The sequence below is a fragment of the Bacillota bacterium genome, from assembly GCA_018818595.1.
GTDB lineage: Bacteria > Bacillota_I > Bacilli_A > Izemoplasmatales > Hujiaoplasmataceae > JAHIRM01.
Genome location: JAHIRM010000013.1, coordinates 245453 through 271220 on the forward strand (window position 1 = coordinate 245453; position 25768 = coordinate 271220).

The window sequence follows — 25768 nt, forward strand, 5'->3', positions numbered from 1 at the left end:
ACATTATACACAAACACTTTAGCGTTGTAAAGCGCTAAAGTGTTTGTTTCATAATGAAAACGGTTTCCAAGAATTTACTCTTTGAAAAACCGTTGGTTTATATAAAAATTTGATTATTCCTTTTTCGTTTTCATTCGATCTAAGACCAAAGAATATCCATTTGCACCATATTGCAGCGATTTATTTATTCGACTGATGGTCGCAGTAGAAGCGCCAGTTTCTCGAGATATGATTTGATAAGAGGTTTTACAATCTAACAAAGATGCCACTTTAAATCTCAATGCCATTTCTTTAATTTCTTGGATAGTGGATAAGTCTTCAAAGAAGCGATGACATTCTTCTTGCGTCTGAAGTTCTAAAATGGCTTCAAATAGAAAATCAATATTATCGTTTGCATATTTTGATTTATAAGTCATGAAGAAACACCTCTTTTGTCTATTTCATTTAAAAGATTTTAATTCCTTCTAAATATACACTTGTAATCTCTGAATTCTTTAATAAAATAAAATTAGCTTTTTTTGAAACTTCTAATGAACCGATATCATTAAATAAATGCAAAAAAGAAGCTGGATTTTTGGAAAATAATTCAATGGCTTTTTCGAAAGGAGTGTTTGTATAAGAAACAAAGTTTTGTAAAGCAAGAAGAGGTGTTAAGGTAGAACCAGCTCTTACACTGCTTTTTTTCAATCGAGATACTCCATTTTTAACAGAAATAGCAGTTTTTCCTAAAAAGTAGTCACCATCTTTCGCTCCAGTTGCCATGATGGAATCAGTCACCAAGATTGCTTTAGATAAACCTTTTAGTTTTACTAGTAAATTAACGGTATCTTTATGAAGATGTAATCCATCACAAATCATTTCGTAATAGATATCATTTGTTAATAAAGAATTAATAATACCAGGATGATGATGATCAAAAGGTTTCATAGCGTTAAAACTGTGAGTAAAGCTTTCTGCTCCGTTTTGTATGGCTTTTTCGGTTTCTTCCATACTTGCACCACTATGCCCTAAAGAAACACATACATTGTGAGCTTTAAGGTATTTAATAAGAGAATTTGCTCCTGTTATCTCAGGAGATAGAGTAACGAGAGTTATTAATCCTTTTGCAGCTTCTTGAAATTTCTTAAACAAATCAGTCGAAGCATTTTGTAAGTATTCTTCTGACATAGCTCCTTTGTAAAGAGGTGCTAAGAAAGGGCCTTCTAAGTGAATTCCTTTGATTTGTGGGAATTCACTTTGTAATGTAGCAATTTTTTCAAGTTGTAAAATCAAGGTTGGCACATCATCTGAAAGTAATGTGGGAAGAACGCTTGTCACACCATTTTTAAGATAAAACTTCATAATGATTTTCATTTCATCAAAAGACGCCATATTAAAATCATAACCCATGGCACCATGGGTGTGAATATCAAAAAAACCAGGAATTACATGAACTCCATCGATTGAAACAACAGAAGAAGTTTCGTCTTGAATCATTGAATCCATTTTTACAATCAGATCATCTTCAACTAAAAAATCCATTTTCGTCCATTGACCGTTTTGTGAAAGCATTCCGTTCTTATAAATAGTTTTCATCATGAAACCATCCTTCTTATTATATCTATACCGAAACTTCTTTCACTTAAAAGAGCTTACAAAAATGTAAGTTTTTTAATGATAATTGACAAATAAGTCATTCAATCAAATGAGTTCTTTGATTTTTTGTAATATCTCATCTACAATTGGAAGATTCTTCTTAAGCAAAAAAGTGTTTATTTCGCCAATTACTTTGTTAGAACCATCATAAAAAACGAGTGAATTCACATCTTGATTTTGAACAACTTTGCTTTCTAAAGCGACGTTTCTTACGATTTCTAAATGAATAATTGTTTGTTGGATAAGGCGAACATAAACCGTTTTTGAACGAGAATCAATTTTAACAAAAGAGAAAAAGATAATGGAAGTATAAATTCCACAAAGGACAATTGAAAAAAGAAAAAAGCCGATTAAGTAGCCTAGTTCAATAGGCTTGGTGTAAAGGGTAAGAACATTTATGCAAAGAAACAAAAAGTCAATAAACACACAAGTGATTTTCTGAGGAGTAGTGGTTAAAGAATATTTTTCCATAATTATCATCCCTTTTTGAGATTATAGTTTATTATACCTCTTAATGAAATGTAAATCTATTGGTTATGCAAAATTGATTAATTTGCAACATAATGTTTCATAAACGGTTGACATCGGTATATAATTTGATATTATATAGGTATACGATATATCGTAACGCGTTATAAAAAGAGGATATTATGAACGAAAAAATTACTTTATCGGAAGCAACTTATTACATCTTACTAAGCCTTAAAACGCCACTTCATGGATATGGAATTCTTAAGAAAGTAAAACTTTTGACAAATAATAGATTAATTCTTTCAAGTGGAACGCTATATGGAGCTATTACTTCTTTGCAAAAAAATAACTTTATTGAATTATTTAGTAAAGAACAAGGGAAAAAAGGGAAAAAGAATTATGTCATGACTCCTTTGGGATTTGAAGTATTAAAAAGTGAAATCAATCGTTTTAAAGAGATGGCAGAAAATGGAAGAAGTGAGATTTCAAAATAAAAAAAAGCATCTGATTAGATGCTTTTAAGATTATTTTAGATGAATAAGGCCAATTTGCAAATGAGCAGAAAAGGAAATGTCTAACTCATCACTTGTTATAAAACCAAAGTCACCTTTTTTAATAGGTTCATTTTGAAGAAAGCCATTTCCATTCAAACAAACAAAAAAACTGCCATATTCGTTATTTTTGATGGTTAATGAAGAGTCAATATCTAACACGTTAAAATCAAATGAATTAGAATCGATACTTCTTTTGATTCCTGAATCGGGAATTTTTGTCACACTGATAGCTTTTTCTACATGTAAATCTCGTTTTTTATTGTGATAAAGACGATCATAATCATAAAATCGATAAGTGATATCGCTTGATTGTTGAACTTCTAATAATAAAGTTCCTCGAAGAATGGCGTGTAAAGTTCCAGCTTCGATATAGAAAAAGTCACCTTTTTTAATTTCGATGGAACGAATCAAATGATGAAAATCTTGACGTTCTAAATAAGTTAAGAATTCAGCTTTGGTTTTTGCATTATGACCTATAATGATTTCGTTATGTGGCAAGGTATCGATGATATACCAACACTCGTTTTTACCACTTGAATGTTCTTTCTTTGCTTGTTTATCGTTTGGATGAACTTGAATGCTTAAATCATCTGAAGCGTCAATAATCTTAACTAAAATCGGGAAATCTTTGCTTGGATGATTTCCAAAAAGTGATTTATGATTTTCCCAAATTTCTTTTAGAGTCTTGCCGGAATATTCTCCGTTTTTGATGGTACTCATTCCATTAGGATGAGCACAAATCCCCCAGCATTCACCTGTATGTTCAGAAGTTGGATAATGAAATGTAGTTTTAAGTAGGTTTCCACCCCAGATTGTTTCTTTAAATATTGGGTTAAAAAATAGAACCATCCTTATCACCTCTATCATTATTATATCATATTTTAAAAAACTCATTCCTTAAAAATGAAAAGGAGAATAAGATTATGCGTATTCGATTTATTAAAACAACTGAATCAGACTTAGAAAACATTTTATCACTTTGGAACGATGGAGAAGTGATGAAGTATGTAGGATTTCCTGAAGGACTACATATGACACTAGATAAACTTAAAGTATGGCTTGAACGCGTGAATGCAAAAAAAGATACCTTACATTATTCCATTTATAGTAAAGATACCTATTTTGGGGAAACCTATTACTCCTTAAATGAAAATGAAGAAGTAGCATCGCTTGATATTAAACTAAAAAAAGCAGCAAGAGGTAAAAACATAGCTTATCAAGCTTTATCTTTTTGCATTGATCAGCTGTTTTTAAACACCAATGCGTTAAGAGCTAAAGTAGATCCTTCCATGGAAAATGATAAAGCCATTCGGTTATATAAACGATTAGGGTTTCAAGAAATAAGGCTTGTGACTTATGAAGGAAAGAATCACGTGTATATGGAAGTAAAGAAAGAACAGTGGCATAAGTATAGAATTAATCAATTAAGACTTGAAGACGTTAATTTTGATAATTTTATTGAAGTCATTTTTCTTTCGGTAAAAGAAAATCAAATCAATTTTATTGCTTCAAACGCCATTTCATTGGCTCAATCAAAATACCAAGAAGAATGCATTCCAAAAGCTATTTATGTTGGTTCAAATTTAGTAGGATTTTTAATGTATTGTGTGGATAGGGACGACCATGACTTCTGGATTTACCGATTTATGATTGATCAAAAGTATCAAGGAATGGGTTATGGATTGAAAGCGATGGAAATCATCATAACTTTCATCAAGAAAATATCGACAAAACCAATGCTTAAGATCAGCTTTGCTAAAGACAATGAAATTGCCAAAAATCTCTATGAAGCTTGTGGCTTTCAATCCACAGGAATCACTCAAGATCATGAAATAGTATATGAATTAAAATGGTAGTTTTTATGAACTACATTGAATTTTATATCTTATAAGAGGTATAATAAAGTATAACTGAAAGGAAATAGTCTCTATGCAATTACCAGGTTTTATTGATTCGCATTTGCATTTTTTAGGAATAGGATATAGCGCCTTTTTAGTTGATTTATCTGAGTGTAAATCGATTAAGGAAATCCAACAAAAATTATTAAATTCACCACGTCACTTTATTGTTATTGGAAGAGGTTGGAATCAAGAATCATTTTTAGAAAAAAGAATGATTTCTAAAGAAGATTTAGATGCAGTCTTTACACAGATTCCAATGGTATTAATTCGAACTTGTGGTCACATTATCGTTGTAAATAGTAAAATGCTTGAACTTGCTTCAATTTCTTCTAAGACCTCTCAAATTGAGGGAGGAACGTTTGATTTTGTTTCAGGCGTATTTACTGAGAAAGCCATTCAGTTAGTCTATAAGGCGATGCCGTCCCCTTCAAGAGAAGATTTACAACAATATTTTATAAAGGCAAATGAAATTTTACTTAGCAATGGAATTACTTCCGTTGCAAGTGATGATTTTTCAACATTTTCCATTGATTATGAAGAAATCATTAGTGTGCTTTTGGAACTATATGAAAAAAATCTCATTCAAGTAAGAGTAACAGAACAGGTGCATTTAGCAACTCTACCTTTATTAATAGATTTCATTCAAAAGGGATATGTAAATAAAAAGATAGGCAAACTAAGAATGGGACCTCTAAAACTTTTGGCAGATGGAAGCCTAGGCGGAAGAACCGCTCTTCTGAAGGAACCCTATTCAGATGATCCTTCCAACAAAGGAATCCAATCCTTTTCTTCGAAAGAGTTATTTGATTTCATTCATCTAGCAGATTCAAATGGCATGGATGTTGCCATACATGCGATTGGAGACCTTGCAATCGAACAAGTAATCGATGCAATTAGTGCTTCACTACAAATTACAAAAAGAACCAATCATAAACACAGTATTATTCATGCTCAAATGGCAACGTTATCTCAAATTGCTAAAATGAAAAAGTATAACATTGGCGCAATCGTTCAACCCATCTTTTTAAATAGCGATATTCAAATAATTAAGAAAAGAATTGGAAATAGGTATCTTGAATCGTATTTATTTTCTTCTATGGCAAAACTAGGACTTCGAGTTGGATTCAGTACGGACTCACCAGTAGAAAGTGTCAATCCGTTTCACAATCTGTATTTAGCTTTGTCAAGAACTTCAATGAAAACGCCATCTTTAGGTATTTTCTTGAAAAACGAATGTTTTACTCTAAAAGAGGCTATGGCTTGTTATCATAATGCCAATCTTGCATATACTTATCAAGAAAATACCGAAGAGGCCGATTACATTGTTATTGATACAGATCTTATAAATTGCACACTAGAAGAATTAAAAAACGCATGTGTATTAGAAACATATATTGCTTCTACACTTGTATACAAAAAGAAAGAGGAATGAATATAAAGGAGGTTAGAGTTAAATGCATCCTTGGTTAACGATGGATCCTTTTATTGTTTTAAGCCTTGCGAATATGAAACTTCGTAATTTTTATCATAGTCTTGATGCGCTTTGCGAAGATATAAACATTGATAAAATTGTATTAATTGATAAACTTTACGACATTGGATATCATTACGATGAAAAAGGGAATCATTTTATTAGTAATGACCTAGAAGAAATAGAAACGTTTAAGACGCAATCTTAAGCGTTTTTTTAACATTAATTTCTTATGAAAACATTTTCATTCAAAAAAGCATTGCCAGAAAAAATAAAAAGAATATAATGGATACCAAAGCGATGAACAAGAGAAGTAGAAATCTAAATTCTTTAAAGAGAACTTGTGGTTGGTGCAAACAAGTAAGAATCAATTTCGAACGTGCTTGGGAGTTTTTGAATCGAAGTTTTCCGAGGTTCAAACGTGTTTAGGCGTTAACTAAGTCAAGAGCTGGTATTTATTACCAGAATTAAGGTGGTACCACGGATATCCCGTCCTTAGCAAATTTATTTTGCTAAGGATTTTTTTATCTTTTGACGACTAAAATTCTAGAGGTTTAAACGTTGATTGGCGTTAACAGTCAGAGGTGTCAGATTCGTCTGAAATCAAGGTGGTACCGCGGATATTCCGTCCTTGGCAATTTTTTTGCCAAGGACGTTTTATTTATATAAAAATTTGAGAAAAAAGAGGAAAAGAAAAATGTTAAAGAAAAGTTTAAGTTTAATGCTTGTGCTATGCCAAGTACTTGTAGGATTTTTTTTAATGGGTTGTACATCGAGTAATGTATTTACGTACATTATCGACGAAGAGTACGAAGAATTTATTACAATGGGAACGAGCGCTGATTATCCACCTTATGAGTGGCCAACTAACGTTGATGGTACTCAAACTTTAGTAGGAATCGACATTGAAATTGCCAAAGAAATTGCCAAAGCTCTTGGCATGAATTTAAAGATTGTAAATAAAGGTTTTGATTACTTATTAGATGACTTAACCAGTGGAAAAGTCGATTTTGTCATTGCAGGAATGACTCCAACAGATGATAGAGCAGAAAAAGTAGATTTTTCTGTGGTATATTATGAAGCCATTCAAGTCGTATTAGTATCAGAAGATAATGCATCAGTCTATACAACGATTGAATCATTAAATAGTTCTTCGATAAGAGTTGGAGCCCAAATGGGAGCAATCCAACAAGACTTAGCAGAAGAGTTTTTTATCGATTCTCAAAAAGTGTATTTACAAACCATCCCTGATTTAATCATGAAATTATCAGAAGGATTAATCGAAGCTTTGATTGTAGAAGAACCAGTTGCAACAGGTTATTTAGCGAATGTAGAAGGATTAAGCATTGCATCATTCTCCATTGGAGATCCTGATGGTGGTTCTGCAGTTGCCGTTCAAAAAGGCAATCAAACTTTACTTGTAACTATCAACGAAGTATTAAATGGTTTAATGACATCCGGAAAATTAGAAGAGATTGTAAGTGAAATGATTTTATTAAATGGAACCGTTGAATAACAAGTAAGGAAGTGTTACCATGGATTTTAGTTTTTTATTAGAACCATACTATATAAAATTGCTTTTACAAGGGTTATTCGTAACTCTTGTTTTGGCAATTGTTGCGGTGTTTATTGGCGCAATTTTGGGAATTATTATTGCATTAATTCGGATGTCTAAAATTAAAATTGTTTCAATTATAGGGTCTTTTTACGTGGAAATCATTAGAGGAACGCCCATAGTTGTGCAATTAATTATATTTTATAGTTTGTTTCGAGTACCTGTTATTTTGATTGGAAATTATGATTTATCGCCTTTTGTTCCAGGAATGTTTGCATTATTTATCAATTCGAGCGCTTATATGTCTGAAGTCATTCGAGCAGGAGTTAACGCAGTTGACGTAGGACAAACAGAAGCCGCAAGAAGTCTTGGAATGAATTCTAAAATGACGTTTATTAAAATCATTTTTCCTCAAGCTATAAAGAATATTTTACCAGCATTGGGAAATGAATTTGTGACACTGATAAAAGAGACTTCTGTTTTAATGTATATGGGAGTTGCAGAACTTACATACCAAGCAGCGATGATTAAAACAGAGACTTATAGCTTTATGGAAAGTTATCTTGTTGTTGCAATTTTGTACTTGGTATTAACCTTTCCTACTTCTAAATTAATGGGCTATTTTGAACGGAGGTTAAAACGTGCTGATGCAAAATAAAATGATTGAATTACAAAACGTTTCAAAAACGTTTAAAGATGGAACAATCGCATTAAATCAAGTTTCATTAACAGTTTGTAAAGGTGAAGTATGTGTCTTGATTGGTCCTTCAGGATCTGGGAAGTCCACATTGCTTAGAACATTGAATCTGTTAGAAATACCTACAATAGGTGAAGTGATTTTTGAAGGGGTTAATCTATTAGACAAAAACATAGATGTAAATTTACATAGACAAAAAATGGGAATGGTCTTTCAAGGATTTCATCTATTTCCACATTTAACTGTTCTTGATAATTTAATGGTAGCTCCTTTATCAATCAAAAAATGGGATAAAGAATTAACAAAAATCAAAGCATTAGAAATGCTTGAAAAAGTAGGGTTGCTTGAAAAAAAATCAAGCTATCCCAATCAATTATCTGGAGGACAAAAACAACGAATTGCCATCGCAAGAGCTTTATGTATGGAACCCGACATCATGCTTTTTGATGAACCAACAAGCGCACTTGATCCTGAATTGATTGGTGAAGTCTTACAAGTAATGCGAGTATTAGCTAAAACAGGAATGACGATGGTGGTTGTTACCCATGAAATGGGATTTGCAAAAGAATTTGGCGATAAAATTGTTGTGATGGATGAAGGAAAAATCATTGAAGAAGGAACAAGTGATGAGGTGTTCAATCATCCGAAAAACGCTAGGACTTTAGAATTTTTAAGAAGAGTCATCGATAAAATTTAGTCAAATAAAAATATATAAAAAAAGGTAAGCAAGTTGCATTGACTTTTTAGACTCTAGGACTATAATTAAACTATGTGATTAAATTAGTCAATCTTTGAATTTCTAAGATAGAAAAATGGGGGAAATAAATCAATGCACAATAAAACAGTTGTTCTTTATCGTTCTAAAACAGGGTTTGCCAGACAATACGCCAAATGGATTTCACAAGATTTACACTGTGATATGTTCGATGCTTTTAAAATAAAATATGAAGACTTAGATAAATATCATATTATTATATATGGAGCCGGTCTTTATGCAAAAGGTATCAATGGTTTAAAAAAAATGAAAAAGAAATTTGCATTACTAAAAGATAAAAATATTATCGTTTTTGCAACAGGAGCTACTTTAGACCAAGAAGAAGATATTAAAAACATTCAAAAATCTAACTTTACTGAAAAAGAAATAAATACACTTAAATTCTTTTACTTAAGAGGCGGATTTGATTATAAACGTTTAAGTTTAAAAAACAAGTTTATGATGACACTATTAAAAATGAAAATTAGAATGCAAAAACATTTAACAGATAATGAAGAATCTTATTTAGATGCATTTCAAAAACCTGTAGATTATACAAACAAAGAATATCTCATGCCTTTACTAGAGTATGTACATAGTTTTTCTAAAACAAATAAGAAATAAGTTACTATTTATAGAAAATAAAATAACATATAAATCGCCACATTTCGTTTATAATTTGTGGCGATTTCCATTTTTTTACTTTATTGAATCGAGATTAAAAGTGCGAAAACATTGATATTTGATTTAGAATGTGGTACTATGGGAAAAACTCTTACAGACAAAAAACATTGGTTTTTCAGTATATTAGATATTTAATAAGGGGGAAAAGTTATGAAAAAATTATTAACTTCACTGTTAGCCATTCTTTTATTTTCAACAATGGCTGGATGTGATTTACTAAGCACAATCATCGCTGTAAAGGATTTTTCAGTAGAATACAGAGAATACTCAGATAAGTATAACGCTGCAGAGATGATGACCATTTCTACATCAACAACTTTAGAAATAATTGATACAGATATTGAAAGCTTTGAAGATATGGATACTCTTATGTATTTTGAAATTGATAAAAGAAATGCATTTACGTACACCGAGCAAACCATTAATGATGTTAAAAAGATTTCAATTTTAGAAGATACAGAAGATTTTACCATTGAATACATCTTAAACGAAGAGAATAACTATGTAATTCCTACTATTTTATCAGATGAAAGTGAAACGACAGTTTCCTCAAATGAAATCTTTACTTTAGATGAATCTTTTTCTATTTCAGATGTTCAAAACGAATTAAAAACAGGAGAACATGCATACGAGTTTGATATTTTACTAGACAAAGTAATTGATTTAAATAATATATCAGGATTTGTCGATCAATTTAAAATCTTTGATAGTGAATTATCCACGTTTGCCAATGCCGTTGCGCATGTCAACCTAGAATTTCTTGGAGAAAATGGTGGAATTCATGTGAATGCCGTTCTTGATTCTTATCAAATCACGTTTGAAGATAATACTTATGTAACGCTTACTCTAACAAACGAAACTACGTTAACTATTTTAGATGAATACGTTGGTATTGATATTTATGGAGACGATTATTTTATTACTCCAGTAGAAGACATTAGACTTGCAAAAAAAGTTTACAACGCCGATCAATTAATTAAAGCTTCTATTACAGAATTTGAAAATGGATACGTTAAGCTTTATTTAGAACCAGGAATATATGATGTTTTTTCAGATAATTTTGGATTATTTTCAGCTTCGCAACTATATGATGCTGATCAAAATGAAGTTCTTTTAAACGCTGTAGATTCGATTCAATATGAAATTATGACTGAAGGAACCTATTATTATTACTTGATACCAACGACCAGTTTTATTTTAGATTTAACGTTTGCAGAAGTAGTAATAGAGCCAATCGAATAAATACTAACTATTTAAAAGCAAGTTTGAAAATTCAAACTTGCTTTTTTTTATGTCTTTTTGAATACTGAATATTATATTTAAAAATTAATTGATTTCGTTTGTCTCAAATGATAAAATATATAATGATAATAATAATATAAAAATTATTTTTGTAATTGATTTTACGTTTATTTAATTTTCATTAATTACTTTTTTAAAAATTAAAAGAGAGAATCTTTTAATCAAATACAAATTAAGTGTGGGGGTACACTAAAGTGATGAAAAAAGCAATGTGTGTAATATTTTGTTTAGCGTTTTTATTTACTTCTTATGGTTGCGAATTGCTTAAGGGAAGTTCTGATTTAACTCAATTATCTGCACCAGTTGTGACAAGCGTTGATTCAAGTCAAGTCATACATTGGAATAGCATTTCAAATGCCAGTGGATATGTTGTAAGAATTAATACCGTTGAAGGATCAACGACAGAATTATCATACAGTATTTCTTCTTTAATCGATGATTCACAAACGGTTGTTATTAAAGTCAAAGCAAAAGGAAGTGCACTATACTCTGATTCAGAATGGTCAAGTGAATATACATTTGACTTTGTTAAATCTACGACAATTGATGAAAATGACTCTCTTAGATTAACTGGAATAGGTCAATCCATTAATGTGGTTGAAGCAGGCTATGTTACATCAATCATTTATGATGCCATTTTTGATAAAGAAGAATTATCAAATCTTGATTTCAACGAAACAGACCCAGATTCACCAAACATGGGTGGGTATTATTCAGAAACCTCCATTTCTGGATTTAATTCTAAAACGGAAGTGACATTTGGAATCAATAAAGCTTCAAGTAAAGAAACGAAAAAGAAATTCACAAACAATGGATTTTCTCTTGGCGTTTCAGCAACGTTTGACTATAAATCTTATTCCAATCAATTCTATTATACAACGTATCAATTTGTATATACCAAAGTACTTTCTTTAGATGAGTATGCGACTAATATGAATAAATATAGTGATATGTTATCAGATAACTTTATTGCTACCATTAATGGTTTTAATCCAGATACAGTCACAGAAACGCAATTAAAAAATTTCTTTAAAGTTTATGGGACACACATTATTACTTCAGCGGTTTATGGAGGAAGTACACAAGCTTATTATTCGGTGTTAAATAACTCAGTTAACATTGATGCTTCTTTAAAAGTTGAATTAGAACAAACGACAAATAGTGTCATGCAAACAGCTATGACCGGTGGTGTTAGCAGTTTGTCTGCTTCTGTTTCCGAGGAATTAGGAATTAGTAACGAATATTTTGAAACAACTTTTTATGCTTCATTTAAAGGTGGAAACGTAGTCCCTTGTACCAATGAAGCTGCTTTTGCAGATTCATTAAGTGAATGGACAGAATCTTTTAATAACGCAGAAGATAAAGAAGATAAAAGTGTTATTGTAGGAATCTCCGAAGGTGGATTGTATCCAATTTGGGAATTATTACGTGCAGATTATCCTGCTCTTGCAGAAAAAATGGAAGATGCTTATGCAGATTATTCTGAAAACACATACAATGAATTTATTGATAAATTTGCCTTTACTGGAATTGAAATTTCTACTGCAAGCGATTTAAGTCTATTAAGAACAAATCCAAGTGGGTCTTTTATTCTTATGAATGATATTGATTTAAATAACTCTTATTTTACGCCAATCGAATCTTTTCAAGGAACGTTTGATGGAAATGGAAAAACGATAAGTAATTTTCTTATGACGGTACCAGCAGTAGATAATCCAGGAAATTTTGGATTATTTAAGACACTTGGTGCCAATGCACATGTTTATAATTTAACAATATCTGACGTTTCTATTGTAGGCAATGCTTATCAAGAAGGAACATATAGCTATATTGGTGCTTTAGCAGGAGTATCTCTTGGTAAAATTGAGAATGTAACCGTAGTTTCTTCAGATATAGCAGTTAATAGGGGAAAATCTGCCATTGGCGGAATTGTTGGTTCAAATGAAGGAGAAATCACAGATTCTTATGTATCTGGGCTTTATTTGTTTAATAACGGAGATATTGGAGGCATAGCAGGAATTTCTTCTGGAACCATAAATAATTCCGAAGTGGATGATTTGGAAATTATCCACTGGGGAAGTAAAATAAATAATTCCAAAAGCATCGGAGGATTAGTGGGATTCAATACAGGAGTTGTCCAAAATTCAGGTGGAGCAGGGCCAATATCAATGGAATATAAAGGCACAGGAACCGGTGGAATATGGCCTTTTACAATATACATTACTCCTAAATTTGGATTTGTGGTAGGAAACAACGGAACAACAGGTGTATTAAATTCAGTCTATTTTGATACAAATAGTACAAAAACAAATACAGGTGGATGCAGCACAGATTATTATTTTGCAAAAAGCAATGGTGCTGCTGGGAAAAATGACGGACAAATTGTCTAGTTTTTGTAAAAAAAGATAAAATAAAAATCAACCTCTTCTGTCATTTAGAAAAGAGGTTTTTTTATCGTCTTTCTTTTTAAAAGATTGTTTCAAAAGAACGTAGCGTAAAGTACATAGTATCTAAAATCACGAAAAAGTGGTATAATGAAACGAGTTTCTATAAATAGTAATTATTTTATTGAAATCGAAAATTCGATTATCAATATTTATCGAACTATAAAATTAGATTCAAAGAGGAGTACTATAAATACATGTCATTTAAAAAATTAGAAATTATCGAACCAATTCTTAGATCTCTAGAAACAGAGGGCTATGAAGTTCCAACCCCGATTCAATTACAATCTATTCCAGTATTGTTATCAGGAAAAGATGTACTAGGTAGTGCACAAACAGGTACAGGAAAAACAGCAGCTTTTGCTATCCCGATTTTACAAAATTTAACGATTGAACAACAAGACGTTAAAAGTCGTAGAGTAATTAAAGCCTTAATTTCAACACCAACTAGAGAACTTGCCTTACAAATAAAAGAAAGCTTTCAAGTCTATGGAAAACATCTAAAATTAAAAACAATCGTTGTTTTTGGTGGAGTTCCACAACGAAGTCAAACTGAAGCCATCAGATCAGGAGTAGATATCTTAGTCGCAACTCCAGGAAGACTACTTGATTTAATCAATCAAAAGATTGTTCATTTAGATCAAGTAAAATATTTTGTCTTAGATGAAGCCGATCGAATGCTTGATATGGGCTTTATTCATGATGTGAAAAAGATTATCGCTTTTATCCCAACCAAAAGACAAACCATGTTGTTTTCGGCTACGATGCCAAAAGAAATATCAAGTCTTGCCTCATCTATTTTAATCCATCCCATTAGAATTGCAGTTGTTCCTGTTGAAACAACCATTGATGCGATAGATCAAAGTGTGTACTTTGTCACAAAAAAGAGTAAAACAAAATTATTAATCCATCTTTTAAAAAGTAAAGATGTAACATCAGCTTTGGTTTTTTCTAGAACCAAACATGGTGCAAATAAAATTGTGAAAGATTTGCTTTTAGAAAAAGTGAATGCTGAAGCTATCCATGGTAATAAATCACAAAGCGCAAGACAACAAGCACTTCACTTGTTTAAAACCAATAAAATTCAAGTACTTGTCGCAACCGATATTGCCGCAAGAGGTCTTGATATTGAGAAATTGTCGCATGTATTCAATTATGATTTACCTGAAGTTCCTGAAACGTATATTCATCGTATTGGTAGAACCGGTAGAGCTGGTCTTGAAGGAAAAGCCATTTCTTTCTGTTCTGAAGAAGAACTTCCATTACTTAAAGATATTCAAAGACATATTAAAAAACAACTTCCTGTTATAAAAGATCACCCTTATATCGTTGTTTTTTCAGACACGCCTTTAAAACAAGTCATAAAAAACGTGCCTCAACATTCACAAATCCCAAAAAATTACTCGAAACATGATTCTAAAAATCGTCGTTATAAACCAAGTGAAACGTCGAAAAAAAATATCTCAAAATAATCTAAAAATTTAAAACAAACAATTTATTAAAATAAATGTTTGTTTTTTTTAATCTATTTTTACTGTCAAAAAATAATTTAGATATTTTTTATTGAATTGAATAAAACTGTGATAAAATAATTACTAGAGTTTAAAGGAGTGAATGTTATGAGAACTTTTAAAGGCATTGGAGCATCAGAACATGTAGCTGTTGAACAAATATTTTATCTTGAATCACTTGATTTAAGTGTGATAGAAAAAAATGATTGTATCCCAGAAGTGGAACTGAAACGATATGATGATGCAAAAAATCAAGCAATCACAGAACTAGAAGTACTATATGAAAAAACGAAACTGACAAGTGAAGAAACCGCTCAAGTATTTCTTGCACACCAAATGATGATAGAAGATTATTATTTTGTTCAAGAAGTAAATCAATTACTTGAATCAAATAAAAACGTTGAATACGCTGTTCAATTAACTGCAAATAAATTCAAAGAGATGTTTGAAGCCATGGACGATGAACTGATGAGAGCAAGAGCTGCAGATGTTCAAGACATTTCCAATCGACTCCTTCGCATTTTGAAAGGAATCAAAGAAGAAGTTCTTTCACCCAAAGGGAAATTTATACTAATTTGTGAAGATTTACTCCCATCTGATATTGTTAAATTTGATCAAAAATCCATCGCTGGATTTGTGACAAAATATGGTTCTAAGAGTTCGCATGCTGCGATACTTGCCAGAACCCTTAATTTGCCAATAGTAGTTCATTTGGATAAATTATTTGACGAAATTCCTCATGAAGGAATTTTAGCGATAAATGGTGAAACAGGAGAAGTCATTGTTAATCCAGATGATTCTATCATTAAAGAATACCGCAGTAAAATGGAAGCACAAGAAAAAATGGATAAAGATTTAAAAAAATATCGAGGACAAAAAGCCATTTCTTCGAAAGGACATGAAGTAATCGTAGCCGCAAATATCGGAAACGTAAGCGACGCTGATTTAGTTCTTGAAAATGATGGAGATGCAGTTGGGTTATTTCGAAGTGAATTTATTTACCTTGAAAGTCATGATTATCCTTCTGAAGAAAAACAATTTCAAATTTACAAAGAAGTCGTCAAAAAACTGGCACCCAGAAATGTGATTATTAGAACATTAGATATAGGGGCTGATAAAACAGCTGATTATTTCAAATTAGATAAAGAAGAAAATCCAGCACTAGGATATCGAGCGATTCGTATTTGTTTAAAAGAAAAGGAATTATTTACAACACAATTAAGAGCACTTTTAAGAGCATCTCATTATGGAAATCTATCCATTATGATTCCGATGATTACCCACTTAGAACAAGTCAAAGAATCAAAAGCCATCTTTGAAGGCTTAAAAAAGGAAATGGATTTAGAAAATATTCCTTACAAAACGGATATTCAATTTGGAATCATGATTGAGACACCTGCAGCAGTGATGATTTCAGATAAGCTTGCAAAACTCGTCGATTTCTTCAGCATTGGGACAAATGATTTAACCCAATACACGTTAGCGGTTGACAGAATGAATGCCAAAATTCAAGATTTATTTGATTCAAGACATGAAGCCGTGTTACGAATGATTGCATTAACCGCTAAAAATGCTCATGATGCAGGGATATGGATTGGAATTTGTGGAGAATCCGCAAGCGACTTAACGCTCCTTGACTTTTACTTAGAACATCATATCGACGAATTAAGTGTATCTCCTAGCAAAGTATTACGTTTAAAAAAAGCGATTATTGAAAAATAATCTAAGAAGAATATAGATTTTTAGAAAGAAGGACAAATCAAATTGAAAAATCAAACAAAACAAACTCAAATTCATATTACAACCCTTCATTTATTACTTTATGTTAAATTTAAACTAAAAGAGTTATTGTTAGTTGAAATTGCCGTATTATCTTTACTTGGGTACTGTTTATATCAAAGCATGATAGAGTATGTCATCATTTTAGCTTTCCTTGCCCTTTTATATATTATGTTTCAAATCATGAAAATTGTTGTACCTATGATTAAACATAGAAAAGCAGTTCAAAGCGAACCTGTGTTAGAATTTGAATTTTTAGATGATGAAGTCGTTATTCAAAAAGTAAATGAAAAAGCTTCACCTCTTACACTTCCTTATTCAGAAGTATTACTTTTACTTGAAACAAAAAAATGTTTTTACATTGTTTTGGAACAAAAAATGGGGTTTGTACTTGAAAAAGCGAATTTTGAAAATGTGACATTAGGCTCATTCAAGATATTCTTAAATGAAAAGAACATTGCGGTTCAAAAATAACGAAAACTTAAAATAAATTTTAGAAAAAAGGTAGACGAAACGTTCGTTTATCTTTTTTATTTTTCGTAAAACAAAGTGTTTCAAAAAATGGTTTATGTTATAATGACCTAAAAGACGTAACGAGTTTAATTGTATAATAAATTTAAAAGAAAGGCTCGTTATTTAATCACACATTAAACATATTTATAATCATTTTATTTTTTTTATTTTTTTTTTACTTTTTTTGTTTTTGCAAGAATTTGACAAAGATTAGCGCCTTAGAAACACGACTATCTCCTCGTGTTTATTAGCAATCCTGCCTAAGATAGCGTTTACATTTTTGTACAAATTTGACAAATTTTCATTGCAATAATTTGGTCTTTCAATCTATACAGATATAAAATATAATGTAAAGTGAGGTAATAGAAGTGCTCGATTATAAAGATAGTTATATCCTAAATTTATTAATTACGTCCAATCAAATTTTGAATATTTTGGATATCTCAAAACTATTAGGGATTTCACAAAGAAGTGCATATTATTCCATGACAAGGATTAATGATTACTTAGAATCCAGAGGGCTTTCTAAGTTAATCAATAAGAGATCTTTTGGGATCAAAATTGATCCAAAAGTAAAAGAAATCTTACAAAACGATTTATCAAATTCTTTGGAAGAAATGTATCTTTACACTCAAAAAGAACGAAATGCAATTCAAACATTAATTCTTCTATGTTTTAATGAGTTGATTAACGTCTCTTTTTTTGAAGCCCTTTTTGCGTTAAGTCGAAATACGATTGTATCCGATTTAAAAGACGTTAAAAAAATGCTTAGTGTTTACAACTTGGCCTTAGAGTATGATTCAAATTGTGGATATGTGATTGAAGGCAGTGCCTTAAGAAAAAGAAGTGTCATCTTAAACATTATCTCAAAATATGAATACCTTTTAAAAATTAAGTCATATAATTTGTTTTCTGAAAAAGACGTCAAATTTGTTTATGATAAATTTACCGATTTAGAAAACATCTTAAACATTCAGTATGTAAATGATACGCTTGTCTATTTATCCATGCTCATTTCAATCGTAAAACGAAATCAAATCGAAAAAGTGACATTTACCGATATCGATGAAATGATGTTAAAAGATTCAAAAGAATATAAAGCCGTTGTTCAGGTGTTTAAAGATTTTATCGATGACGATGAAATCTTATATGTTACTCTTCATCTTTTGGGCCTTCGAGTTCAAACACCTACCGAACTAGAAAATTTTGAAGACGATTATATTAATGAAATTGTAGACTTCATGATTGAAGAATTTTCAAAACTGACACTTATTTACTTTGATAACCAAGATGAATTATTTAAAAATTTGTATTTGCATATGCGACAAGCTATGTTTCGTTTGAAATATGGAATCATATTTGAAAACGAAGTTAAAGATTCCATCTTCGAAAATTACCCTCAAATTACTTATGTGACCAATCAAATATGTAATAAATTGGAATCAAAACTGGGATACCCTATAGGAGATGACGATGTTGCATACATTGCCATGCATTTTGGAGGTCATCTTAACCGGGAAAAACGAGATTTACCAAAATATAAAGTATTACTTGTTTGTTTAAATGGAATCGCAACGAGTAAACTATTGAAAAAAGAATTGGAATACCTTTTAGGAAACATTGAAATCATTGACGTTGTAAGGCTAGATGAAATTGAACGATACCAAGATGAAGTAGATTATATTATTTCTACTGTTCCCATAAAGAATCCAGCACTCATTCACAAATCCTTACAAGTAAACTCTGTATTAAATGAAGTCGATAAAGCTCAAATAATTTCCTTATTTGGTGCTTTTAATCCAAACTATGGAGAAAACGAAATGTCAAAGATGATCATCGATGACATTAAAGAATATCTTCCAAAAGACAAAATTGAAGAAGTGAGACGAAAAATCCTTTACCGCATTAGTAAGATTAATGTGGTAAAAGAAGAACATGGAAGGAAAAAAAATATTATGTTAAAAGAACTCATTCGTGAAGATAGAATTATTTTTAAAGACAAAGTATCTAGTTGGCAAGAAGCACTTTGGGTAAGTGCGAAACCCCTACTTGATGCAGGAGATATTGAAAAAAGATATATTGACAAAGTCATCAGTAACGTTCATGAACTTGGCCCTTATATCGTGATTGCTCCAAACATTGCAATTTCACATGCAAGACCAGAAAATGGAGTTAAAAACCTTTCCATGTCTATCTTAATCTTAAAAGAAGCAGTTAATTTTTCAGAAACGTCTGATCGTAATTCAAAAATTATTATTACACTAGCCGCTCCGGATGGAGAAAAACATTTATTAGCTTTACAACAACTATCATCATTATTAATGGATTCCATTGATGAATTATTTGCCTCAGAGAATGTGGAACAAGTTTTAAAATTGATTAAGGAATATTCAGAAAAGGAGATCTAAAATGAAAAAAATCGCATGTATTTGTGGATCGGGACTTGGAAGTAGTTTACTGGTTGCTATGAATGTAAAATCTGCAATTAAAGAAATGCATTTAGTAACTGAAATCGACGTTGAACATATGGATTTAGGCTCAGCATGGCCTGGACTTGCAGATGTAATTGTTTGTGGACAAGACTTACAAGACAACTGTAAAAGATTTGCGGATGTAATACCACTTAACAACATTATGGATAAGAAAGAGTTGAAAGAAAAGTTAACAACTTACTTTTCTTCCAAGGGAATTCTTTAAACATAAAATAAAAAAATGGAGGAAGAAATATGAAGTTTATTACCGATTTACTTTCCACCCCCAGTATATTACTAGGAATAATAGTTTTTGTGGGGTTAGTTGCACAAAAGAAAAACGTGAGTGAAGTCATTCGCGGAACTTTAAAATCAATTTTAGGGTTCATAATTCTTGGTGCTGGTGCCGGAGTTTTAGTTGGAACACTTGACTATTTTGGCGTACTTTTCCAAGAAGCATTTAGCGTTCAAGGTGTTGTTCCAAACAACGAAGCCATTGTTAGCTTAGCTTTAGTAGATTATGCTACTGCAACTGCAGCGATTATGGTTATCGGAATGGCAGCAAACATTTTGATTGCTCGCTTTACCAAATTAAAATTCATCTTCTTAACTGGACATCATACTTTATACATGGCTTGTTTAATCGCCGTTGTATTAAAAGTTGGCGGACTTGACGGATGGTTGCTTTATCTAATCGGTGGAATGGCTCTTGGTTTAACCATGGCTGTATTCCCAGCAATCGCTCATCCTACTATGAAGAAAATTACTGGAAACGATGAAATTGGATTTGGACATTTCTCTTCAATCACTTATTGGTTAAGTGGAGAAGTTGGTAAACTTGTTGGAAAAGGTTCAAAATCTACAGAAGAAATGAAATTTCCAAAAGGCTTATCTTTCTTAAGAGATTCAAGTGTTGCAATTGCTTTGACTATGCTTATCATGTTCTTAATCGTTACTTTAGTGGCTGGACCAGATTTTGTTCTTAACACATTAGGCGTAACTCAAAACTACATCGTATTCGCAATCATTCAATCCATTACTTTCGCTGGAGGAGTTTACATTATCTTAGCTGGAGTTCGCATGGTTATTGCTGAAATCGTTCCTGCATTCAAAGGAATTTCTGAAAAAATCGTTCCAAATGCAAAACCCGCACTTGACTGCCCAATCGTATTCCCATACGCTCCAAACGCTGTTATCATAGGATTCTTAGTATCCTTCTTAGGTGGTATCGTTGGTATGTTAATACTTATCGCAGTTGGTGGAATTGTTATACTTCCTGGAGTTATTCCTCATTTCTTCGTTGGTGCTACAGCTGGTGTATTCGGTAATGCCACCGGTGGTAGAAGAGGCGCAGTTGTCGGCTCATTTATCAATGGATTAGTTATCACATTCTTACCATTACTATTAATGCCTGTACTTGGAAACTTAGGATTTGCAAACACTACTTTCTCAGATGCTGACTTTATCGGTACTGGAATCGTTTTAGGCTTCTTTGCACAATACGGAGTATATGCTATATCTGCTCTTGTAATCGTATTATTTGCTCTACCATTTGTTTTGAATTTTCTACCGAAGAAAAAACAAGCATAAGTTTTAAAGGAAATGTAAAGGGGAATGAGAATTCCCCTTTCATATTGATAAGGAGTGAGATAAATGGAACAATTCAGTAAAAAGATCAGAATCGAATTATTAAAAATGTTAAAACATAGAGGATTTGGCCATATTGGTGGAAGTCTATCTATCGTAGAAGTGTTAAGTGTGTTATATGATAAAGTGCTAAAGATTGATCCTCTAAATCCTTTATGGGAAGAAAGAGATTATTTTGTTTTGTCCAAAGGACATGCAGGTCCTGCGTTATACGCAACCCTTGCACTTAAGGGATATTTCAAGATAGAAGATTTATTAACTTTAAACGAACCACATACCTCACTACCAAGTCATACAGATCGCTTGAAAACAAAAGGTGTCGATATGACAACCGGCTCTCTTGGACAAGGATTTTCAAGTGCGGTAGGAATTGCGAAAGCTTTAAAAATACAACACAAACAAAACAAAGTCTATGTGATAGTAGGAGATGGAGAATTAAACGAAGGTCAGTGCTACGAAGCGATGCAATTTGCAAGTCATCATTTACTGGATAATTTAGTTGTATTTGTGGATGAAAACAAATTACAACTCGATGGATTCACAGAAGATATCTGTAATCCATTTGACTTAAGAAAGAAATTTGAAGATTTTGGTTTTTATGCTTGTCGTTGTGATGGACATAATGAACAAGCAATTTTAGATGAAATCAAAAAAGCAAAGACAAATAGTGGAAGACCTACTTGCATTATTTTAGAAACCATCAAAGGCAAAGGTGTAAAAGAATTAGAAAACACCATTGGAAGTCATCATGTCCGATTTACTGAAATTGAGAATAAAATGATTGACAATTCCATCAAAGAATTGGAGGCTTCTATCAAATGACTTATAAAATAAAACAAGAATTTAAAGATGCTCCTCTTGAAATGAGAGCAGCATATAACAATACAATGACCTTGCTTGCTAAAACGAATCCAAACATCGTTTTAGTAGAAGCAGACCTTATGGGAGCTATTAAAACAAACGGCTTCATGAAGGCCTTTCCTGAACGTTTTGTCAATGTGGGTATTATGGAACAAAACATGATGGGAGTTGCGTCAGGGCTTAGTTTAAGAGGCCTAACACCTTATGTTCATACGTTTGGTCCTTTTGCGACAAGACGTTGCTTTGATCAAGTGTTTCTAGCTATAGGATATGCAGGACTTGATGTGAAAATTATTGGCAGTGACGCTGGAATTACCGCAAGCCATAATGGTGGAACTCATATGCCTTTTGAAGATTTGGGCCTGATGAGACTTATTCCAAATGCTTTTGTCTTGGAGATAAGTGATCATGTGATGTTTGAAGATATTTTAACTCAAACTCAATATTTAAAAGGACTCTTTTATCTAAGAATTATCCGAAAACAAATGATGCAAATTTATGAAGAAGGTTCTACTTTTGTCATTGGTAAAGGAATAGTGTTAAGAGAAGGAAAAGACGCCACAATCGTAGCGACTGGTATTATGTTAAAAGAAGCGTTACTTGCTCATGATTTATTAAAAAAAGAAGGAATCTCTGTTAGTGTTTTAGATATGTTCACCATTAAGCCTCTTGACAAAAGCTTGCTTTTAGAGTATGCTAAAAAAACAAAATTCATTGTGACTTGTGACAATCACAATATCATTGGTGGACTTGGATCTGCCGTTTTAGAAGCGTTAAGCGAAGACTTTCCTACGAAAGTCATTCGTCTTGGTGTAAAAGATCGATTTGGTCAAGTAGGACCTCAAGAATTTTTACAAGAAGAATACGAATTAAGAGCGATTGATATTGTAAGGAAAGTGAAGGAGAATTTATAATGAAATATTACTTAGATTCAGCTAACCCCGCTTTAATCAAAGAATGTTTAGAATATTATCCTATCGCAGGAATTACGACAAACCCATCGATTATTGCAAAAGAAAAGAAAGGTTATTTGTCCTTGTTACAAGAATTAGATGTTATACTTATGGGAAAAGATTTTCATGTTCAACTGACATCAGAACATTATGATGGTATGATTATGGAAGCTCTTATGTTAAAAGAGCATATTAAAGGAAATTTATTTTTTAAGATTCCAGTTTCCAAGGATGGACTAAAAGCCATTCGCTATTTATCTTCACTTGGACATCAAGTGACAGCGACTGCCATTACTTCTTTAAATCAAGGTGTCATGGCTTCTCTTGCAGGAGCAAAATATCTTGCGATTTACGTTAACCGTATTTCTAATACCGGAAAAGACGGAGTGATCGTTGTAGAAGAACTAGCTAAAGTGCTCCGAGATAGTCATCTTGACACGATCATTTTAGGAGCTTCTTATAAAAGTGTTACCCAAATTAATGAATCCATTTTACATGGTTGTCTTGCAGTAACGATTCCACCTGACTTATTTTTACCATTAATCGAAACTCAAACAACGACATTAAGTATCCAAAAATTTACAAAAGATGTATTAGATACTTACGGTGTTACAGGAGTTGATTTACTCAAAGGAGGAAAGGTAAAATGACCAAAAAATCGTATACTATCATTGATAAAGCAGGACTTCATGCGAGACCTGCATCCATTTTATCAAGGATTGCCTCAAAATATCTAGGAGAAGTCAATATCATTTATAATGGAAAGAATCTAACTTTAAAATCGATTATGATTGTCATGAGTTTAGGAATTCCTTACAATGCTTCATTTGATATTGAAGTGATTGGAGAAAATGAAATAGAACTTTTACAACAATTTACAGACACTTTAAAACAACATGGAATGATTGAATAATAATGCTATATATCTAAAAAAGTGCTTCGGCACTTTTTTTTTATATTTATGAATAATTAATTGTGCAAACATATTGTATATGATATAATTTATTCAAGAAATATGCGCTTGGAGGAAAGAACATGACTTCGGTTCAATGGTTGATTCTAGCGATTTACCTGTTAGCTTTGTTTTTAATTTGGGTTTTGAGAAGGAAATGGAAACTCTTTAAAAAAATCTTGATTACTATCATCATGTTATTTGCTTTAAGCATCGGATTCAAAGTCTCTTTTTCACCCATTACTTCCTACTGGATGGACAATTTTTTCTATCGAAATGATGTCGAAATTTGCGAAGCAATCCTTCTTGAGAAAGACGGCATCGTCGTTGATTATCGAAGCGATAGCTATTCCTATTCTCTATCTGTTTATTCAAAACTTGCATTTATCTATTGTCTTTCAAACAAGTCAGTAGAGTATCCTTGGTTTCAATACAGCGATGAATTACTTCAAATGGGTATAGGAATTGAAACCATTCAGTTAGATAATGATACTTCATTTGTTTTTTTGTTATTAGATTTGGACACAGAACTTGATACCTTAACGATTGATTCTGAAGCGGTTGATTATACGTATAATGAAGAATATGGATACTTTTATTTTATCATTCCTGGACACATTTCAGAGGATTCTAATATTATTTTAAATGGATACACATTAGAGTATTCGGAATTTATAAATTAATCCGTTCATTTCAAATAAAAAGAGGATGGTCTATTTAGGACCATCCTCTTACATTGATTGAGTTAGATTTTATCCAATATTTTCTTTTTTTGTTCTTGAAACTCAGCTTCAGTAATTAAGTTTGCATCTAACATTTTTTTAAGCTTTTCGATTTTAACCATAAAATCTTCTTGTAAAGGAACAGAAGTCGGTACTGTTTTTTCAAGAGGAGTCTTTTTTTCTGTCAACTTTTTGCTTGAAGCTACTTTATCAAGAGCTTGAAGCATAATACTATCAAATTGAAGGGTAACTATTTTTTGATTTTGATAGGAAAGCTTCATTGTATCATAGGTATTAATGATAGAAATTAGTTTTTTCTTTTGATCATATCCTTTTTCTGTTTTTGTTATTTTTTCACTTGGATTAAAAGATAGAATTGAAGAAATAGGTAAAATAGATACAGAGTATGAGATATTTTGACTGATGTAGTCATCTAGTAGTTCAATGGTAGGTTTTACTGGAAAGAAGTATAAATTCTCTGAATCTTGCCAGTGATAGTAATTAAAATTAGCATACACTTTAAGATCAAAATCTCCTACAAAACAAACCGTTCGTATGACTTCAGATGTTTTTGGTAAAGCATCAAAATTTTGTTTGTGATTTAGTAAGTGAGTTGTAAATAAATCAATTTGCTTTTTTTTAGGGACATAAGAAACAAAATAACCCACCACTAAAACGATAACAGCTAAAGGTATACCATATCTTGTGATCATTGGAGCGATGAAGGCATCTCCTGAATCGCCCATAACGAAATGATCAATTACTAGGATAAGAATGGCGTATACCATGAATACTTGAAACGTCGTGATGATAAATCTACCTATTACAATCTTGACTCTTGCATCCCAAACATCTTTCTTAATTTGTGGATCATTAATCATATAAATCATC

Annotated in this window: 26 protein-coding genes and 1 other annotated feature; of the genes, 21 read left to right on the forward strand and 5 right to left on the reverse strand. The window is 31.7% G+C overall.

Annotated features, from left to right (window positions below):
• Positions 1–113 precede the first annotated feature (113 nt).
• From KJ971_03815 to KJ971_03825, 3 genes are all read right to left on the reverse strand, one after another.
• Positions 114–416, reverse strand: a complete 303-nt coding sequence (locus tag KJ971_03815) for a hypothetical protein (protein MBU1144970.1) — start codon at positions 414–416, stop codon at positions 114–116.
• Positions 417–444: 28 nt separating this feature from the next.
• The gene (nagA, locus tag KJ971_03820) at positions 445–1578 is read right to left on the reverse strand and encodes an N-acetylglucosamine-6-phosphate deacetylase (protein MBU1144971.1); all 1134 of its coding nucleotides are present in this window, start codon (positions 1576–1578) and stop codon (positions 445–447) included.
• 102 nt (positions 1579–1680) lie between these two features.
• Positions 1681–2106, reverse strand: coding sequence for a hypothetical protein (locus KJ971_03825; GenBank protein ID MBU1144972.1), 426 nt, complete (start codon positions 2104–2106; stop codon positions 1681–1683).
• 179 nt (positions 2107–2285) lie between these two features.
• On the opposite strand from KJ971_03825, the gene KJ971_03830 reads away from it, so the two are divergent.
• Positions 2286–2600 carry a PadR family transcriptional regulator gene (locus KJ971_03830; GenBank protein MBU1144973.1) on the forward strand — a complete coding sequence of 105 codons (315 nt, stop codon included), beginning with the start codon at positions 2286–2288 and terminating at the stop codon, positions 2598–2600.
• Positions 2601–2630: 30 nt separating this feature from the next.
• Here the strand turns inward: KJ971_03830 and KJ971_03835 are convergent, their stop codons facing one another.
• Positions 2631–3509, reverse strand: a complete 879-nt coding sequence (locus KJ971_03835; GenBank protein ID MBU1144974.1) for a class I mannose-6-phosphate isomerase — start codon at positions 3507–3509, stop codon at positions 2631–2633.
• A 74-nt stretch (positions 3510–3583) separates the two neighbouring features.
• Here KJ971_03835 and KJ971_03840 point away from each other — a divergent pair, with 74 nt between their 5' ends.
• The 20 genes from KJ971_03840 to KJ971_03935 all read left to right on the forward strand — a co-directional run bounded on the left by KJ971_03840 (position 3584) and on the right by KJ971_03935 (position 24838).
• Positions 3584–4516 carry a GNAT family N-acetyltransferase gene (locus KJ971_03840; GenBank protein MBU1144975.1) on the forward strand — a complete coding sequence of 311 codons (933 nt, stop codon included), beginning with the start codon at positions 3584–3586 and terminating at the stop codon, positions 4514–4516.
• A 73-nt stretch (positions 4517–4589) separates the two neighbouring features.
• Positions 4590–5993, forward strand: a complete 1404-nt coding sequence (locus tag KJ971_03845) for an amidohydrolase (protein ID MBU1144976.1) — start codon at positions 4590–4592, stop codon at positions 5991–5993.
• Between the two features lie 22 nt (positions 5994–6015).
• Positions 6016–6240 carry a DUF4250 domain-containing protein gene (locus tag KJ971_03850; protein ID MBU1144977.1) on the forward strand — a complete coding sequence of 75 codons (225 nt, stop codon included), beginning with the start codon at positions 6016–6018 and terminating at the stop codon, positions 6238–6240.
• 83 nt (positions 6241–6323) lie between these two features.
• Positions 6324–6532, forward strand: a binding site (T-box leader).
• Between the two features lie 197 nt (positions 6533–6729).
• Positions 6730–7548 (forward strand): transporter substrate-binding domain-containing protein, encoded by an 819-nt coding sequence (locus KJ971_03855; GenBank protein ID MBU1144978.1) that lies wholly within the window; start codon positions 6730–6732, stop codon positions 7546–7548.
• A gap of 19 nt (positions 7549–7567) precedes the next feature.
• Positions 7568–8245 (forward strand): amino acid ABC transporter permease, encoded by a 678-nt coding sequence (locus tag KJ971_03860; GenBank protein MBU1144979.1) that lies wholly within the window; start codon positions 7568–7570, stop codon positions 8243–8245.
• Position 8246: 1 nt separating this feature from the next.
• On the forward strand, positions 8247–8981 hold the full coding sequence (locus KJ971_03865) for an amino acid ABC transporter ATP-binding protein (protein MBU1144980.1): 735 nt from the start codon (positions 8247–8249) through the stop codon (positions 8979–8981).
• Positions 8982–9113: 132 nt separating this feature from the next.
• Positions 9114–9662 (forward strand): flavodoxin domain-containing protein, encoded by a 549-nt coding sequence (locus KJ971_03870; protein MBU1144981.1) that lies wholly within the window; start codon positions 9114–9116, stop codon positions 9660–9662.
• Positions 9663–9872: 210 nt separating this feature from the next.
• Positions 9873–10964: a hypothetical protein gene (locus tag KJ971_03875; GenBank protein MBU1144982.1), complete on the forward strand. Its 1092-nt coding sequence runs from the start codon at positions 9873–9875 to the stop codon at positions 10962–10964.
• A gap of 257 nt (positions 10965–11221) precedes the next feature.
• Complete coding sequence (locus KJ971_03880) at positions 11222–13414, forward strand: hypothetical protein (GenBank protein ID MBU1144983.1); 2193 nt, start codon at positions 11222–11224, stop codon at positions 13412–13414.
• A 251-nt stretch (positions 13415–13665) separates the two neighbouring features.
• Positions 13666–14940: a DEAD/DEAH box helicase gene (locus KJ971_03885; protein ID MBU1144984.1), complete on the forward strand. Its 1275-nt coding sequence runs from the start codon at positions 13666–13668 to the stop codon at positions 14938–14940.
• 147 nt (positions 14941–15087) lie between these two features.
• The gene (gene ptsP / locus KJ971_03890) at positions 15088–16701 is read left to right on the forward strand and encodes a phosphoenolpyruvate--protein phosphotransferase (GenBank protein ID MBU1144985.1); all 1614 of its coding nucleotides are present in this window, start codon (positions 15088–15090) and stop codon (positions 16699–16701) included.
• Positions 16702–16743: 42 nt separating this feature from the next.
• Positions 16744–17232, forward strand: coding sequence for a hypothetical protein (locus tag KJ971_03895; GenBank protein ID MBU1144986.1), 489 nt, complete (start codon positions 16744–16746; stop codon positions 17230–17232).
• A gap of 407 nt (positions 17233–17639) precedes the next feature.
• Positions 17640–19679 (forward strand): BglG family transcription antiterminator, encoded by a 2040-nt coding sequence (locus tag KJ971_03900; GenBank protein ID MBU1144987.1) that lies wholly within the window; start codon positions 17640–17642, stop codon positions 19677–19679.
• 1 nt (position 19680) lies between these two features.
• Positions 19681–19968 carry a PTS sugar transporter subunit IIB gene (locus KJ971_03905; GenBank protein MBU1144988.1) on the forward strand — a complete coding sequence of 96 codons (288 nt, stop codon included), beginning with the start codon at positions 19681–19683 and terminating at the stop codon, positions 19966–19968.
• Positions 19969–19997: 29 nt separating this feature from the next.
• The gene (locus KJ971_03910) at positions 19998–21332 is read left to right on the forward strand and encodes a PTS ascorbate transporter subunit IIC (GenBank protein MBU1144989.1); all 1335 of its coding nucleotides are present in this window, start codon (positions 19998–20000) and stop codon (positions 21330–21332) included.
• Positions 21333–21395: 63 nt separating this feature from the next.
• A complete protein-coding gene (locus tag KJ971_03915; GenBank protein ID MBU1144990.1) occupies positions 21396–22211 on the forward strand; it encodes a transketolase in 816 nt (271 codons plus the stop codon).
• A complete protein-coding gene (locus KJ971_03920; GenBank protein MBU1144991.1) occupies positions 22208–23164 on the forward strand; it encodes a transketolase family protein in 957 nt (318 codons plus the stop codon). The genes KJ971_03915 and KJ971_03920 overlap by 4 nt, the downstream gene beginning before the upstream one ends.
• The gene (locus KJ971_03925; protein ID MBU1144992.1) at positions 23164–23853 is read left to right on the forward strand and encodes a fructose-6-phosphate aldolase; all 690 of its coding nucleotides are present in this window, start codon (positions 23164–23166) and stop codon (positions 23851–23853) included. Before KJ971_03920 ends, KJ971_03925 begins: the two co-directional genes overlap by 1 nt.
• The gene (locus tag KJ971_03930; protein ID MBU1144993.1) at positions 23850–24116 is read left to right on the forward strand and encodes an HPr family phosphocarrier protein; all 267 of its coding nucleotides are present in this window, start codon (positions 23850–23852) and stop codon (positions 24114–24116) included. The genes KJ971_03925 and KJ971_03930 overlap by 4 nt, the downstream gene beginning before the upstream one ends.
• A 122-nt stretch (positions 24117–24238) precedes the next feature.
• Positions 24239–24838, forward strand: coding sequence for a hypothetical protein (locus KJ971_03935; protein MBU1144994.1), 600 nt, complete (start codon positions 24239–24241; stop codon positions 24836–24838).
• Positions 24839–24900: 62 nt separating this feature from the next.
• Here the strand turns inward: KJ971_03935 and KJ971_03940 are convergent, their stop codons facing one another.
• Entirely contained in the window at positions 24901–25758 is an 858-nt protein-coding gene (locus KJ971_03940; protein MBU1144995.1) for an SHOCT domain-containing protein, read from the reverse strand.
• Positions 25759–25768 lie beyond the last annotated feature (10 nt).

What these genes read in the sequence shown, in the direction of transcription:
- KJ971_03815 (MBU1144970.1), bottom strand. Translation starts at nt 416, where the DNA reads ATGACTTATAAATCAAAATATGCAAACGATAATATTGATTTTCTATTT.
- nagA (MBU1144971.1), bottom strand. Translation starts at nt 1,578, where the DNA reads ATGATGAAAACTATTTATAAGAACGGAATGCTTTCACAAAACGGTCAA.
- KJ971_03825 (MBU1144972.1), bottom strand. Translation starts at nt 2,106, where the DNA reads ATGGAAAAATATTCTTTAACCACTACTCCTCAGAAAATCACTTGTGTG.
- KJ971_03830 (MBU1144973.1), top strand. Translation starts at nt 2,286, where the DNA reads ATGAACGAAAAAATTACTTTATCGGAAGCAACTTATTACATCTTACTA.
- KJ971_03835 (MBU1144974.1), bottom strand. Translation starts at nt 3,509, where the DNA reads ATGGTTCTATTTTTTAACCCAATATTTAAAGAAACAATCTGGGGTGGA.
- KJ971_03840 (MBU1144975.1), top strand. Translation starts at nt 3,584, where the DNA reads ATGCGTATTCGATTTATTAAAACAACTGAATCAGACTTAGAAAACATT.
- KJ971_03845 (MBU1144976.1), top strand. Translation starts at nt 4,590, where the DNA reads ATGCAATTACCAGGTTTTATTGATTCGCATTTGCATTTTTTAGGAATA.
- KJ971_03850 (MBU1144977.1), top strand. Translation starts at nt 6,016, where the DNA reads ATGCATCCTTGGTTAACGATGGATCCTTTTATTGTTTTAAGCCTTGCG.
- KJ971_03855 (MBU1144978.1), top strand. Translation starts at nt 6,730, where the DNA reads ATGTTAAAGAAAAGTTTAAGTTTAATGCTTGTGCTATGCCAAGTACTT.
- KJ971_03860 (MBU1144979.1), top strand. Translation starts at nt 7,568, where the DNA reads ATGGATTTTAGTTTTTTATTAGAACCATACTATATAAAATTGCTTTTA.
- KJ971_03865 (MBU1144980.1), top strand. Translation starts at nt 8,247, where the DNA reads ATGATTGAATTACAAAACGTTTCAAAAACGTTTAAAGATGGAACAATC.
- KJ971_03870 (MBU1144981.1), top strand. Translation starts at nt 9,114, where the DNA reads ATGCACAATAAAACAGTTGTTCTTTATCGTTCTAAAACAGGGTTTGCC.
- KJ971_03875 (MBU1144982.1), top strand. Translation starts at nt 9,873, where the DNA reads ATGAAAAAATTATTAACTTCACTGTTAGCCATTCTTTTATTTTCAACA.
- KJ971_03880 (MBU1144983.1), top strand. Translation starts at nt 11,222, where the DNA reads ATGAAAAAAGCAATGTGTGTAATATTTTGTTTAGCGTTTTTATTTACT.
- KJ971_03885 (MBU1144984.1), top strand. Translation starts at nt 13,666, where the DNA reads ATGTCATTTAAAAAATTAGAAATTATCGAACCAATTCTTAGATCTCTA.
- ptsP (MBU1144985.1), top strand. Translation starts at nt 15,088, where the DNA reads ATGAGAACTTTTAAAGGCATTGGAGCATCAGAACATGTAGCTGTTGAA.
- KJ971_03905 (MBU1144988.1), top strand. Translation starts at nt 19,681, where the DNA reads ATGAAAAAAATCGCATGTATTTGTGGATCGGGACTTGGAAGTAGTTTA.
- KJ971_03910 (MBU1144989.1), top strand. Translation starts at nt 19,998, where the DNA reads ATGAAGTTTATTACCGATTTACTTTCCACCCCCAGTATATTACTAGGA.
- KJ971_03915 (MBU1144990.1), top strand. Translation starts at nt 21,396, where the DNA reads ATGGAACAATTCAGTAAAAAGATCAGAATCGAATTATTAAAAATGTTA.
- KJ971_03920 (MBU1144991.1), top strand. Translation starts at nt 22,208, where the DNA reads ATGACTTATAAAATAAAACAAGAATTTAAAGATGCTCCTCTTGAAATG.
- KJ971_03925 (MBU1144992.1), top strand. Translation starts at nt 23,164, where the DNA reads ATGAAATATTACTTAGATTCAGCTAACCCCGCTTTAATCAAAGAATGT.
- KJ971_03930 (MBU1144993.1), top strand. Translation starts at nt 23,850, where the DNA reads ATGACCAAAAAATCGTATACTATCATTGATAAAGCAGGACTTCATGCG.
- KJ971_03935 (MBU1144994.1), top strand. Translation starts at nt 24,239, where the DNA reads ATGACTTCGGTTCAATGGTTGATTCTAGCGATTTACCTGTTAGCTTTG.
- KJ971_03940 (MBU1144995.1), bottom strand. Translation starts at nt 25,758, where the DNA reads ATGATTAATGATCCACAAATTAAGAAAGATGTTTGGGATGCAAGAGTC.